This is a genomic window from Cellulosimicrobium sp. E-16 (assembly GCF_049913115.1).
In the GTDB taxonomy this organism is placed as follows: Bacteria; Actinomycetota; Actinomycetes; order Actinomycetales; family Cellulomonadaceae; genus Cellulosimicrobium.
The window spans coordinates 1,826,307-1,838,286 of sequence record NZ_CP183974.1; the positions used below are offsets into that span (position 1 = coordinate 1,826,307).

Genomic DNA, 11,980 nt, shown 5'->3' on the forward strand with positions numbered 1-11,980 from the left:
GGTGCCCTGCTGGGGCATGATGGGCCCATGCGCGTTCACCTCGCCGCGGACCACGCCGGCTACGAGCTCAAGACCCATCTCGTCGAGCACCTCGAGGCCGCGGGGCACGACGTCGTCGACCACGGGGCCCACACCTACGACGCGCAGGACGACTACCCGTCGTTCTGCTTCGCGGCGGGCGAGGCGGTCGCCGCCGAGCCGGGCTCGCTCGGCGTCGTGATCGGCGGATCGGGCAACGGGGAGCAGATCGCGGCCAACAAGGTCGTCGGCGTCCGCGCCGCGCTCGCGTGGAACCTCGAGACCGCACGCCTCGGCCGCCAGCACAACGACGCGAACGTCGTCGCGGTGGGTGCACGCCAGCACTCGGTCGACGAGGCCGTCGAGCTCGTCGACGCGTTCCTCGCCGAGCCGTTCAGCGGCGACCCGCGCCACCAGCGGCGGATCGACCAGCTCGCGGCGTACGAGGCGACGCGCGGCACCTCCGCCTGACGTGCCGGAGGGGCACACCGTCCACCGGCTCGCCCGCGCGTTCGGCGAGCTCTTCACGGGCGAGACGCTCGCGGTGACCAGCCCGCAGGGCCGGTTCGCCGCGGGCGCGGCCGTGCTCGACGGGCACGTGCTCGTCGCGAGCGAGGCGTGGGGCAAGCAGCTCTTCCTCGGGTTCGCCGACCCGACGCTCCTCGGTCAGGGGACCGCCGCGCGGCCCGACGGCGTGCGCTGGCTCCGCGTCCACCTCGGCCTCTACGGCGCCTGGACGTTCGCGGGCGACGGCAGCACCGCCGTCGTGCACGCGATCGGCGCCCCGCGGCGCCGTATCGGGGAGCGCGAGACGGTCCCGGCGGGGCCGGGTGCGCCCGAGCCCGGGCCCGACGACGCGTGGTCGCCCCCGCCGCCCCGCGGCGCGGTGCGCGTGCGGCTCGTGGGGTCGCACGCCGTCGCGGACCTCACCGGGCCGACAGCGTGCGAGGTGGTCACGGGGGAGGAGAAGCGGGCCGTCGAGGACCGGCTCGGGCCCGACCCGATCCGCGACGCCGCTCCCGGCGAGGGCGACCCGCGCGAGGAGTTCGTCGCCGCCGTGGGGCGCTCGCGCAGCGCCGTCGGGCTGCTCCTCATGAACCAGGACGTCGTCGCCGGCGTCGGCAACATCTACCGCGCGGAGTCCTTGTTCCGCGCGCGGCTCGACCCGATGCGCCCGGGTCGCGACGTGCCCGCCGAGGACCTGCGCGCCCTGTGGGACGACCTCGTCGTGCTCATGCGCGACGGCACCCGGACGGGCGCCATCGTCACGACCCGGCCCGAGGACCGCGACGGCGCGGCCCCCGCGACCGACGTCGACGAGGCGCCGCCAGGGCGCCGCCGCGTGCGGCAGAACACCGACGACGCGCCCGACGCGGTCCCGGCGGACGAGGCGTTCTACGTCTACCACCGCGACGGGCTGCCGTGCCGCGTGTGCGGCACGCCCGTGCTGCTCAAGGAGCTCGCCGGCCGCAACCTCTACTGGTGCGGCGTCTGCCAGGCGTGAGCCTCAGAAGACCCAGCTGCACACCGGGGCGACGGGCCAGCCGAACGCCGCGCCCGCGCGGGCGAGGGCGCCGGGGGAGTGCTCGGTGACGAGACCCGCGGCGCCGAGGGCCGCGAGCGACGTCCCGCCGAGATACGCGGCGCCGAGCTCGCGCACGTCGAGCGAGAGGTCCGCCGCGTCCTCGGTGCGCTCGGCCGTCGCGTCCCCGAAGGCCCCGGCACGCAGCCGCCAGCGCCCCGCGTTGTGCGGCAGGCGCTCGTCCGTGACGTGCAGGACCACGTCCACGTCCGCCGCGTAGCGCCGCGCGGCGAGCGCGGCCGGGACGTCCACGACGCGCACCCAGAGGTTGTCCGCGAGGCGTGGCGACGCGGAGCGCGGGTCCACGAGGAGGCTCGTGACGACGTCGTCGACCGGCAGCATGAAGGGCGTCACCTCGTGCGTGAGGTCGAGGTCGGTGAGCACGCCCCACAGCGCGCGTGCCGCCGCGGCGCCCAGCGCGACGACCTCGCCCGTGCTCACGGGTCCGCGCGGCCCGGTGACCTCCCAGGACAGCTTGCGGTGGAACCGCGCGTACCCGCGCGGCTCGCCGTCGAGCTCGACGATCGCGATGCGCGTCGGCTCGCGGTCCTTGCGCCACACCTTCGCGTCGTCCCAGAACGTGGCCTGGAGCTCGGGCGTCTCCCGCGTCGCCCAGCCGGGCCGGTTGATCCCGGCACCCTGACCGGTCGGGTCGGTGCCGACCTGCTCGTGGAGCGCGGCGACGAGCGCGCCGTGGCGCTCGCGGTCGGCCCGCTCGATGCGCACGGTGTGGCGCTCGGCGCCGGGGACGTCGCGCAGCGCGACGCCGCGCGGGACCGTGAGGCGGACGTCGTCCGCGGCCTTGCCGTAGCCGAAGCGCCCGTAGATGGCCGCCTCCGCGGCGAAGAGCGCCGACACGGGCTCGCCGCGCTCGCGGCACCGCGCGAGGTGCGTGTCGATCATGGCGGAGAGGATCCCGCGGCGGCGGTGCCCGGGGTGGACGCCCACCCACGTGAGACCGGCGACCGGGGCGGTCGCCCCGGGGACGGGGAACCGCGCGAACGGGTACGAGGCGTGCATCCCGACGAGCTCGCGACGCACGGGACGCGCGCCGTCGACGGGCGGCGCGTCGTCGTCCTCGTGCTCGACCGTCACGCCGAGCGTGCGCTCCCACGTGAGCGGGAACGGGAGGTCGACGAGCTCGTCGACCTCGACCGGGGACGGGAACGTCGTGGTGTCGAGCTCCAGCACGTCGCGGAGGTCGGACGCCGAGAGAGGGACGAGCTCGTAGCCGTCGGGGAGTCGCGCGGGGCGGTGGTCGCTCATGGCCTCGATCCTCCTGGCTCGGCACGCGTCGCGCCAGGACAAATGCGGCGGCTAGGGTCGGGACCCATGGCACGACGCACGGGAGGCTCGACCGAGGACGGGACCCGGGTCGGCGACGCCGGCACGGACCGCACGGCGCTCGCCGCCGAGTACGCGGGCGCCGTGCTCGCGCTCGTCCGGCGCATCCCGCCGGCGCGCGCCATGACGTACGGGCTCGTCGCGGAGATCGTCGCGGAGACGCTGCACCGCGGGGGCCCGCGACAGGTCGGGCAGGTGCTCGCGGGGTCGTCCGGCGTGGACGACGACGGCGCGCCGGTCCCGTGGTGGCGTGTCGTCAACGCGGCCGGCTCGCCGCCCGCGCACCACCTCGACGCGGCGCTCACCGAGCTGCGCGCCGAGGGGTGCCCGCTGTCGCGCGACGGCCGCCGCGTCGACCTGCGCCGCGCGGTCTGGTTCCCCGAGGACGACACCCCCGACCGTTAGCGCGGGGCACCTGTCGTCCGAGCGACCGCGGGACGACAGATACGCCGCGCTCAGCGAGGGGGTCGGGGCGCGAGGAGCGGGGCGAGCGTCTGCACGGCCGTCGCGTCGCCCTGGACGAGGAGCGTCGTCACGGCGGTGTCGCGCCACGCGGCGAGGTCCCGCGCGATCTTCTCCGGGGGGCCGACGAGCGCGACGTCCTCGACCATCGCCGTCGGGACGGCGGCGGCCGCGAGGTCCTTGCGCCCGGCGAGGTAGTGCGCCTGGATCTCGTCGCACGCCTCGGCGTACCCGAGGCGGTCGAGCGCGTCGCGGTGGAAGTTCGCGCCCTTGGCACCCATGCCGCCCACGTACAGCGCGAGGAACGGGCGGACCTGGTCCGCGGCCTGCTCGACGTGCTCGCGCACGACGACGGGCACCGTCGCGCTCACCTCGAACGCGGTCTCGGGGGACCGCTCGGGGGAGCGCTTCGCGAACCCGTCCGCGAGGAGCTCGCGGAACGTCGCGTCCATGCGGGGGGAGTAGAAGAGCGGGAGCCACCCGTCCGCGATCTCGGCCGCGAGCGCGATGTTCTTGGGACCCTCGGCGGCGAGGTGGATCGGCAGGTCCGCGCGCAGCGGGTGCACGGTCGAGCGCAGCGGCTTGCCCAGGCCCGTGCCCTCGGGCAGGGGGAGCGGGTAGTGCGGACCGGCCGACGTGACGGGCGCCTCGCGGCGCAGGACGTCGCGCACGACCTGGACGTACTCGCGCGTGCGGGCGAGCGGGCGGGCGTACGGCTGCCCGTACCAGCCCTCGACGACCTGCGGGCCCGAGACACCGAGCCCGAGGACGAACCGCCCGCCCGAGAGGTGGTCCATCGTCAGCGCGGCCATCGCGGTGGCGGTCGGGGTGCGGGCGGAGAGCTGCGCGACGGCGGTGCCGAGGCGGATCCGGGACGTGCGCGAGCCCCACCACGCGAGCGGCGTGAAGGCGTCGGAGCCGTAGGCCTCCGCCGTCCACACGGAGTCGACGCCGAGGCGGTCCGCCGCGACGACCGCGTCCTGGATGCCGTCCGGGGGGCCGGCCGACCAGTAGCCGGTGTGGATGCCGAGACGCATGCGGGCTCCTCCTCGTCGAGGGTCGTCGTACGGGTGCGCCCGCGCAACCGTGCGTCCGGCGTCGTGCCGGGGCGTCGTGCGCGGGGTCGTGGTGCGGGCGGTACCCGGTCGCGCGCCGGGCAGGGGATATCCGGTACGCGGAGTCTCGGGTACCGCCCCGCTCCAGACTAGCCGATCCGGCGGGCTCGGTCGGCGAGGGTGTTGAGGAGCGCCGCCGCGGTGCCGGCGTCGTCGACCGTGACCACGAGCGCGCGGCCGCCCGTGCGCTCGACGCGCAGCGACTCGCCGGCACGGACGACGATGCCGACGGCGCCGCCGCGCCCGGCACGCCAACCCCAGCCGCCGAAGTCGCGCAGCGGCGAGACGTCCGCGACGTCGGCCCGCACCACCTCGTCCACCGGGACGCGTGTGCGAGGGAACCCGAGCGTCGACCGGACCGACAGCCCGCCCTCGTCGACCCGCACGACCCACGACATCATCGCGGCGAGCAGGAGTCCCAGGACCACCGGCACGAGGAGGAGCGCCCACTCGCGCAGGACGAGCGCCAGGACCGTGGTGAGGACGATCGCACCCATCGCGACGAGCACCGTCGGGCCGCCGCTCACGCGCCCGACCCACGCGGCGCGCTCGCCCGCGCGCAGGGCGACCCGGGGCGCGTCGTCGGGGACCCCGGCGTCGGTCGGGTCCGGGCGGTCGCCCGGGACCAGGACCCCGACCGCGATGCCCACGAGGAGGCCGGCGCCCAGCGCGACGGCCGTGACGGCGCTCACGCCGCCGACGTCGTGGGCGTCGGCGAGGCCGCGCTGGATCCAGAGCGACGCGAGGGTGAGGACGGCGAGCATGACCGGGAGCCCGACGGCGACCCCTGCGGCGACCCGTCGGTTCGCGGCCGACCGCCCCAGGAACGCCGTCATCGCGGCGAATGCCGCAGAGGTGACCAGGCCCAGGACCGTGCTCCCCGCCACGGCCGCACCGAGGGACGCGAAGCCGTCCGCGCCGCCCGTGCCCCAGTGGATCGCCACGGGGTCGGGGAGGTCCGCCGACCAGCTCATCGCGACGAGCGCCGCGACCACGGTGACGACCGCTCCCGCGGCGCCGACGAGGAGCGCGAGCGCGCGGTGGTCGTCCGGGCGCCGGAGACCGTCCTCGGTCGGTCGTCCGGGCGAGCGGCGCGGGGTGGCTGGGGTCATCGGAGGGCCTCCTTCACGAGGGTCAGGACGGTCTCGGGCGGCAGCGCGAGGGCGCGGGCCTCGGCCGCGACACGGTCGACGGCGGCCCGCAGCGACGTGAGGTCGACGGCGGCGGGTGCCGTGACGACGGCGCCGCGCCCGCGGCGGAGGTCGACGAGACCCTCGTCGCGCAGCTCCTGGTAGGCGCGCAGCACGGTGTGCACGTTGACGTCGAGCGCCTCCGCGAGCTCACGGGCCGCGGGGAGCCGTTCGCCCGGGGCGAGCCGCCCCTGGACGACGCCCAGGCGCACCTGGGCGACGAGCTGCGCGAACAGCGGCTCGTCGGCCTGCGGGTCGATGCGGAACATCACGAGGCCAGTCTAGTTGTTCTAGGGAAACTAGAACAAACGTGTTCGAGGACGGGGCCGCCGTCGTCCCCGACGGCGGCCCCGCGTCCGTGCGCTCAGATGACGTACTCGATGAGGAGCGACGGGTCCTCGACGGCGTCCCGTGCCGCGGGCCCGGCGGCGGGCGTGCGGATCTTCGCCGGGACCCCGACCGCGACCGCCCCGGCGGGGACGTCCTTGACGACGACGGCGTTGGCCCCCACCTGCACGTCGTCGCCGATCCAGACCGGCCCGAGGATCTTCGCTCCCGCCCCGACGACGACACGGTCCCCGAGCGTCGGGTGCCGCTTGCCGCGCTTCATCGACCGCCCGCCGAGGGTGGACGTGTGGAAGAGCACCACGTCGTCGCCGACGACCGCCGTCTCGCCCACGACGACCCCCATGCCGTGGTCGATGAACAGGCGCCGCCCGATGCGCGCGCCGGGGTGGATCTCCACGCCGGTCAGCGCCCGCGCCGCCTGCGAGACGAGGCGTGCCGGGAGGCGCAGCAGGGGCTCGCGCCACATGCGGTGCGCGAGCCGGTAGGCCCACACGGCGTGCACGCCCGGGTACGCCAGCGCGACCTCGAGGCGGCTGCGGGCGGCGGGGTCCCGCCGCCGGGCCGCCTCGAGGTCCTCGCCGAGCACGCGCACGAACCGGCGCAGCCGGTAGCCGGCCGTCCGGTGGTGGGGACGCGGGTCGGTCACGTCAGTCCAGCAGGTCGGCGTAGAGCACGGAGGACAGGTAGCGCTCACCGAACGAGGGGATGATCGTCACGATGAGCTTGCCCGCGTTCTCGGGGCGCGCGGCGAGCTGGAGCGCGGCGGCGATCGCGGCGCCGGACGAGATGCCGACCAGCAGACCCTCCTCCTTCGCGGCGCGGCGCGCGAACTCGACCGCGGTCTCGGCGTTGACGTCGATGACCTCGTCGTAGACCGAGGTGTCGAGGATCTCGGGCACGAAGTTTGCGCCGATGCCCTGGATCTTGTGCGGGCCGGGCTGGCCGCCGTTGAGGATGGCCGACTCCTCGGGCTCGACCGCGACGATCTGCACGCCGGGCTTGCGCTCCTTGAGCACCTGGCCGACGCCCGTGATCGTGCCCCCTGTGCCGATCCCCGCGACGACGATGTCGACGGCGCCGTCCGTGTCGGCCCAGATCTCCTCCGCCGTGGTGCGGCGGTGGATCTCGGGGTTGGCCTCGTTGGCGAACTGGCGCGCGAGGATCGCGCCGTCGCGCTCGGCGACGACCTCGTCCGCACGGTTGACGGCGCCCTTCATGCCCTCGGACCCCGGCGTCAGGATGAGCTCGGCACCGAACGCACGGAGCAGCGCGCGCCGCTCCTTCGACATCGTCTCGGGCATCGTCAGCACGACGTCGTAGCCGCGCGCGGCGCCGACCATCGCGAGCGCGATACCGGTGTTGCCGGAGGTGGCCTCGACGATCGTCCCGCCGGGCTTGAGCTCCCCCGACGCCTCGGCGGCGTCGATGATCGCCACGCCGATGCGGTCCTTGACCGAGTTCGCCGGGTTGTAGAACTCGAGCTTGCCCACGACGGTGGCGCCGAGACCGTCCGTGAGCTTGTTGAGACGGACCAGGGGGGTGTTGCCGACGAGCTGCGTGACGTCGTCGTAGATGCGTGCCATGTCTTCCTCTTCTGTCGACGGCTCGGGGTGAGCCGGGGTGGGGGTACCGATCAGGGGACGGGGGCCGTCGCGTCCCGCGGCCACGGTGCCCAGCGTCTCGCGGGGATGCTGCGGGCGCGCGCGCGACGGCGGGGGCTCGTGCGGACCGGCGGCCGGGGTGCGGCGCGCAGAGGCGCGCGGGACGGCGGCGGGTCGTCAGCGACAGCCGAGACAGCGACAACAGGAGACGCGCGACACGGCGCGGTGCAGCGGTGCGGGACGCGCGATCGTCGCGGTCATTCCTCGCTCCTCCTGGTCGGTCGCGCCGCGGTCGCCCGGAGGTCCGGGCCTGCGGGCGGCGCGTGTGACCCCGAGGCTATCGGTCCGCGTCCGGACCCTGCAACGCCGTCCACGAGACGGTCGTCAGGTCGGGGGAAGCCGGTGTGCGGGCGAGACGACGAGGGGCGCCCCGCCGGTCTGGCGGTGCGCCCCTCGAGACGTTCGGCATCCACGTTCGGGACGGAGCCCGGACGTGCGGGAGCGGGCGACGGGAATCGAACCCGCGTAGCCAGTTTGGAAGACTGGGGCTCTACCATTGAGCTACGCCCGCGCGGGCCGTGGGACCGGGATCCGGGCTCCTCGGCCGGAGAGCCGAGGACCGGCGCGGCGCCGACCTGCGGCCGCAACCTTAGCAAACCCCGGTGGCTCTGCCCGCCGTCTGCCCGCCGTCCGCCCGGGTGGGTGCCCTGCGCCGACGAAGGCGCTCCCACCCGCCAGTACACTTGCCCTGGCCCGCCGCCGCGGCGGGCGACGGGGTGTGGCGCAGGTTGGTAGCGCGTCCGCTTTGGGAGCGGAAGGTCGCAGGTTCAAATCCTGTCACCCCGACCTTCGCGCGGTGCCCCTCCCGGGGCGTCGCGGGGCGTCGTCGACGTCCGGGCCGTCGCGTCGGCCCCGTCCTCGAGAGGTGCCCGTGACCCCGACCGCTCCCGCGTCCGGCCCGGCGACCCGGGTCACGCTCGCGGCCCTGGTCGCCGCGGGCAGCGGTGCGGTGCTGTCGCTCCAGGGGCGGCTCAACGGGGACCTCGCCGCCGCCGGGACCGGCCCCGTGGTCGCGGCCTGGCTCTCCTACGTCGGGACCTTCGTCGCGACGGTGCTCGTGGTGGTCGCCCGTCGCCGGGTCCGCTCCACGCTCCACGTCCTGCGCACCTCCGCGTCCTGGTGGTGGTTCGCGGTCGGGCTGTGCAGCGTCCCGATCGTCGTCGCCATGGCCGCCGGGGTCCCGCTCGTCGGCGTCGCGGTCGCGTCCGTGTGCTCGGTCGCCGGCCAGACGGTCGCGGGCCTCGCGCTCGACGCGCGCGGCGTCGGGCTCCCCGCCCCGCTGCGGCTCACCCCGCGCCGGGTCGCCGCGGGACTCGCGGCGCTCGTGGGCCTGGGCGTCGCGGTGCTCGGCGGCGTGACGACCGACGCGGGGTGGGGTGCCGTGCTCGCCGGCGTCGCGCTGTTCGTCGGCGGCGCCGTCCTGTGCGGGCAGCAGGCCGGGAACGGCCGGGTCACGCAGCTCACGGGCGACCCGGTGATCGCGACCCTCACCTCGGTCACGGGCGGTCTCGTCGGCATCTCCGTCGTCTGCGCGCTGGCCGCGCCCCTCGGCGGGCTCGACGGCGTCACGCTGCCCGGGCAGTGGTGGCTCTACCTGGGCGGCCCGCTGGGGACGCTCATCACCGTGGCGGCCGCCTACGCGGTGCGCCACCTCGGCACGTTCGTCCTCACGCTGACGGTCGTCGGCGGCCAGATGGTCATGGCCGTGCTGCTCGACGTTCTGGGCGTCGTGGGTCTGCGGTGGCAGACCGTCGTCGCGACCGCCGTCGTCGGGCTCGCCGTCGCCCTGGTGGTCCAGCGCCCGGGTCCGCGCACGTCGGCCTGACCGCGGCGCTTGACCGCTCGCGTACCATGGAACGGTTGCCCGTACGCCTGCGTGCGGAGCCGTCCCCGGCCGGACGCCGGCCCACCCCGATCAGTTGGAGATCATCGAAGTGAAGAGCGCCGTCGAGACCCTGGACCCCACCAAGGTCAAGCTGACCGTCGAGGTGGAGTACGACGAGCTCAAGCCGAGCATCGAGCACGCCTACCAGCACATCGCGGAGCAGGTGAACATCCCCGGCTTCCGCAAGGGCAAGGTCCCGCCGCGCGTGATCGACCAGCGCGTCGGCTGGGGCGCCGTCATCGAGCACGCCGTCAACGACGGCCTGTCCGGCTTCTACCGCCAGGCCGCGAGCGAGGAGAGCCTGCGCCCGCTCGGCCAGCCCGAGGTCGAGGTCACCGAGATCCCGGCCAAGGCCGGCGAGGGCCAGCTGGTCTTCACCGCCGAGGTCGAGGTCCGCCCCGAGATCACGCTGCCCTCCCTCGACTCGCTCGCCATCACGGTCGAGCCGGCCGAGGTCACGGACGAGGACGTCACCGAGCGCCTCGACGCGCTGCGCGAGCGCTTCGGCACCCTCGTCGGCGTCGACCGCCCCGCGGCCGAGGGCGACTTCGTCGTGCTCGACCTCACGGCCGAGATCGACGGCGAGGAGGTCGACTCCGTCTCCGGCGTCAGCTACCAGATCGGCTCGGGCAACATGCTCGAGGGCCTGGACGAGGCGCTGACCGGCCTCTCGGCCGACGAGACGACCACGTTCAACGCCCCGCTGGCCGGCGGCGAGCACGAGGGCCAGGAGGCGTCCGTCACCGTCACGGCGACCTCCGTGAAGCAGCGCGACCTGCCCGAGGCGGACGACGACTTCGCCCAGCTCGCCTCCGAGTTCGACACGCTCGAGGAGCTCAACGCGGACCTGCGCGAGCAGGTCGCGAGCATCAAGACCTCCAACCAGGCCGTCGCCGCGCGCGACGAGCTCCTCAAGGCGCTCAACGACGCGGTCGAGATCCCGGTGCCGTCGGGCGTCGTCGAGGCCGAGGTGCACCGCCACCTCGAGTCCGAGGGCCGCCTGGAGGACGAGACGCACCGCGCCGAGGTCACCGTCGAGGCGACCGACGCCATCCGCAACCAGATCCTGCTCGACACCCTCGCCGAGCAGCTCGAGATCAAGGTCGCGCAGAACGAGCTCCTCGAGTACCTCGTGAGCGCGTCGCGCCAGTACGGGATGGACCCGAACCAGTTCATCCAGTCGCTCGACCAGGGCGGGCAGATCCCGGCGATGGTCGGCGAGGTCGCGCGCTCCAAGTCGCTCGCCGTCGCGCTGCGCCAGATCGAGGTCAAGGACTCCGCCGGCAACGTCGTCGACCTCACCGAGTTCATCGGCTCGGACGACGAGGACGCCGCCGCGGACGAGTCGGTCGAGGACGTCGCGGCCGAGCCCGTCGAGGAGGCGCTCGTCGACGACTCCGCCGACGCCGCCGCCGAGGCGCCGGTCGAGGACGACGAGAAGGACTCGACGAAGGCCTGACACGGCACCGGCCGGTCGGCCGGAGCAGGTCTCACGACGGCCCGCACCCTCCGCGCGAGGGGGCGGGCCGTCGTCGTGCCCGTGCCCTGACGGCGCGTACCGGCCGCCCGGTGCGCCGTCAGCGAAAACGCGCGCTATCGGGACGAACGCCGGGCACGGACCGCGTTAGGGTCACTGCAGCACGGCTGGACCGGGGCGCCGTCCCGGGACCGGCCTGGGCAGCGCAGGCGGGGGCGACCCGCGGGAGCGACGAAGGAGATGGAAGTGAACGAGCTGTACCTGCCGTCCGACGCGACGGCCCCGGTCAACCGCGCCGAGGGTCCGGGCTTCGGACTCAACGACTCCATCTACAACCGGCTCCTCAAGGAGCGCATCATCTGGCTCGGCTCGGAGGTGCGCGACGAGAACGCGAACGCCATCTGCGCCCAGATGATGCTGCTCGCCGCGGAGGACCCGGAGAAGGACATCTGGCTCTACATCAACTCGCCCGGCGGGTCGATCACGGCCGGGATGGCGATCTACGACACCATGCAGTACATCCAGCCGGACGTCGCCACGATCGCCATGGGCATGGCGGCGTCGATGGGGCAGTTCCTGCTCTCGTCCGGCACCAAGGGCAAGCGGTACGCGACGCCGCACGCACGCGTCATGATGCACCAGCCCTCGGGCGGCATCGGCGGCACGGCGACCGACGTGCGCATCAACGCGCAGCTCATCATGCACATGAAGCAGGTGCTCTCCGAGCTCACGGCCGAGCAGACCGGCAAGCCGCTCGAGCAGATCCTCAAGGACAACGACCGCGACAGCTGGTTCACGGCCGAGGAGGCGCTGGAGTACGGCTTCATCGACCACGTCGTCACCAACGCGTCGTCCGTGACCGGCGGCGGCGGCACCACGGGTTCCTGACCCCGCACCG

Annotated in this window: 12 protein-coding genes and 2 tRNA genes; 7 read left to right on the forward strand and 7 right to left on the reverse strand. The window is 74.8% G+C overall.

The genetic code is table 11. From position 1 onward, the window contains the following. Positions 1-27: 27 nt before the first annotated feature. The gene (locus ACN9MS_RS07975) at positions 28-489 is read left to right on the forward strand and encodes a ribose-5-phosphate isomerase (RefSeq protein ID WP_047234459.1); all 462 of its coding nucleotides are present in this window, start codon (positions 28-30) and stop codon (positions 487-489) included. Between the two features lies 1 nt (position 490). After that, the gene (locus ACN9MS_RS07980; protein WP_426311439.1) at positions 491-1,522 is read left to right on the forward strand and encodes an Fpg/Nei family DNA glycosylase; all 1,032 of its coding nucleotides are present in this window, start codon (positions 491-493) and stop codon (positions 1,520-1,522) included. Between the two features lie 3 nt (positions 1,523-1,525). On the opposite strand, the gene ACN9MS_RS07985 is transcribed toward ACN9MS_RS07980, so the two are convergent. Further along, positions 1,526-2,866 (reverse strand): GNAT family N-acetyltransferase, encoded by a 1,341-nt coding sequence (locus tag ACN9MS_RS07985; RefSeq protein WP_426311440.1) that lies wholly within the window; start codon positions 2,864-2,866, stop codon positions 1,526-1,528. A gap of 66 nt (positions 2,867-2,932) precedes the next feature. On the opposite strand from ACN9MS_RS07985, the gene ACN9MS_RS07990 reads away from it, so the two are divergent. After that, positions 2,933-3,349 (forward strand): MGMT family protein, encoded by a 417-nt coding sequence (locus ACN9MS_RS07990; protein ID WP_426311441.1) that lies wholly within the window; start codon positions 2,933-2,935, stop codon positions 3,347-3,349. Positions 3,350-3,399: 50 nt separating this feature from the next. On the opposite strand, the gene ACN9MS_RS07995 is transcribed toward ACN9MS_RS07990, so the two are convergent. The 6 genes from ACN9MS_RS07995 to ACN9MS_RS08020 form a co-directional block, all read right to left on the reverse strand. Further along, positions 3,400-4,443, reverse strand: coding sequence for an LLM class F420-dependent oxidoreductase (locus ACN9MS_RS07995; protein ID WP_426311442.1), 1,044 nt, complete (start codon positions 4,441-4,443; stop codon positions 3,400-3,402). Positions 4,444-4,610: 167 nt separating this feature from the next. Beyond that, positions 4,611-5,633: a DUF1648 domain-containing protein gene (locus ACN9MS_RS08000; RefSeq protein WP_426311443.1), complete on the reverse strand. Its 1,023-nt coding sequence runs from the start codon at positions 5,631-5,633 to the stop codon at positions 4,611-4,613. Beyond that, on the reverse strand, positions 5,630-5,983 hold the full coding sequence (locus ACN9MS_RS08005; protein ID WP_426311444.1) for a GntR family transcriptional regulator: 354 nt from the start codon (positions 5,981-5,983) through the stop codon (positions 5,630-5,632). Before ACN9MS_RS08005 ends, ACN9MS_RS08000 begins: the two co-directional genes overlap by 4 nt. 92 nt (positions 5,984-6,075) lie before the next feature. Next, the gene (epsC, locus tag ACN9MS_RS08010) at positions 6,076-6,705 is read right to left on the reverse strand and encodes a serine O-acetyltransferase EpsC (protein ID WP_426311445.1); all 630 of its coding nucleotides are present in this window, start codon (positions 6,703-6,705) and stop codon (positions 6,076-6,078) included. Position 6,706: 1 nt separating this feature from the next. Continuing rightward, entirely contained in the window at positions 6,707-7,642 is a 936-nt protein-coding gene (gene cysK / locus ACN9MS_RS08015) for a cysteine synthase A (RefSeq protein WP_426311446.1), read from the reverse strand. 518 nt (positions 7,643-8,160) lie between these two features. Next, positions 8,161-8,231, reverse strand: a tRNA-Gly gene (locus ACN9MS_RS08020). 201 nt (positions 8,232-8,432) lie between these two features. Between ACN9MS_RS08020 and ACN9MS_RS08025 the strand changes: the two genes are divergently transcribed. From ACN9MS_RS08025 to ACN9MS_RS08040, 4 genes are all read left to right on the forward strand, one after another. Then, a tRNA-Pro gene (locus ACN9MS_RS08025) sits at positions 8,433-8,506 on the forward strand. A gap of 85 nt (positions 8,507-8,591) precedes the next feature. Beyond that, on the forward strand, positions 8,592-9,545 hold the full coding sequence (locus ACN9MS_RS08030; RefSeq protein WP_426311447.1) for a DMT family transporter: 954 nt from the start codon (positions 8,592-8,594) through the stop codon (positions 9,543-9,545). Positions 9,546-9,654: 109 nt separating this feature from the next. Further along, positions 9,655-11,064 carry a trigger factor gene (gene tig / locus ACN9MS_RS08035; RefSeq protein ID WP_378234765.1) on the forward strand — a complete coding sequence of 470 codons (1,410 nt, stop codon included), beginning with the start codon at positions 9,655-9,657 and terminating at the stop codon, positions 11,062-11,064. A 258-nt stretch (positions 11,065-11,322) separates the two neighbouring features. Then, positions 11,323-11,970 carry an ATP-dependent Clp protease proteolytic subunit gene (locus tag ACN9MS_RS08040; RefSeq protein ID WP_087471688.1) on the forward strand — a complete coding sequence of 216 codons (648 nt, stop codon included), beginning with the start codon at positions 11,323-11,325 and terminating at the stop codon, positions 11,968-11,970. The last annotated feature ends 10 nt before the right edge of the window (positions 11,971-11,980 follow it).

Excerpts from the sequence above, each read along its gene's own strand:
- ACN9MS_RS07975 (WP_047234459.1), top strand. The coding sequence starts at position 28 with ATGCGCGTTCACCTCGCCGCGGACCACGCCGGCTACGAGCTCAAGACC.
- ACN9MS_RS07985 (WP_426311440.1), bottom strand. The coding sequence starts at position 2,866 with ATGAGCGACCACCGCCCCGCGCGACTCCCCGACGGCTACGAGCTCGTC.
- ACN9MS_RS07990 (WP_426311441.1), top strand. The coding sequence starts at position 2,933 with ATGGCACGACGCACGGGAGGCTCGACCGAGGACGGGACCCGGGTCGGC.
- ACN9MS_RS07995 (WP_426311442.1), bottom strand. The coding sequence starts at position 4,443 with ATGCGTCTCGGCATCCACACCGGCTACTGGTCGGCCGGCCCCCCGGAC.
- ACN9MS_RS08000 (WP_426311443.1), bottom strand. The coding sequence starts at position 5,633 with ATGACCCCAGCCACCCCGCGCCGCTCGCCCGGACGACCGACCGAGGAC.
- cysK (WP_426311446.1), bottom strand. The coding sequence starts at position 7,642 with ATGGCACGCATCTACGACGACGTCACGCAGCTCGTCGGCAACACCCCC.
- ACN9MS_RS08040 (WP_087471688.1), top strand. The coding sequence starts at position 11,323 with ATGGAAGTGAACGAGCTGTACCTGCCGTCCGACGCGACGGCCCCGGTC.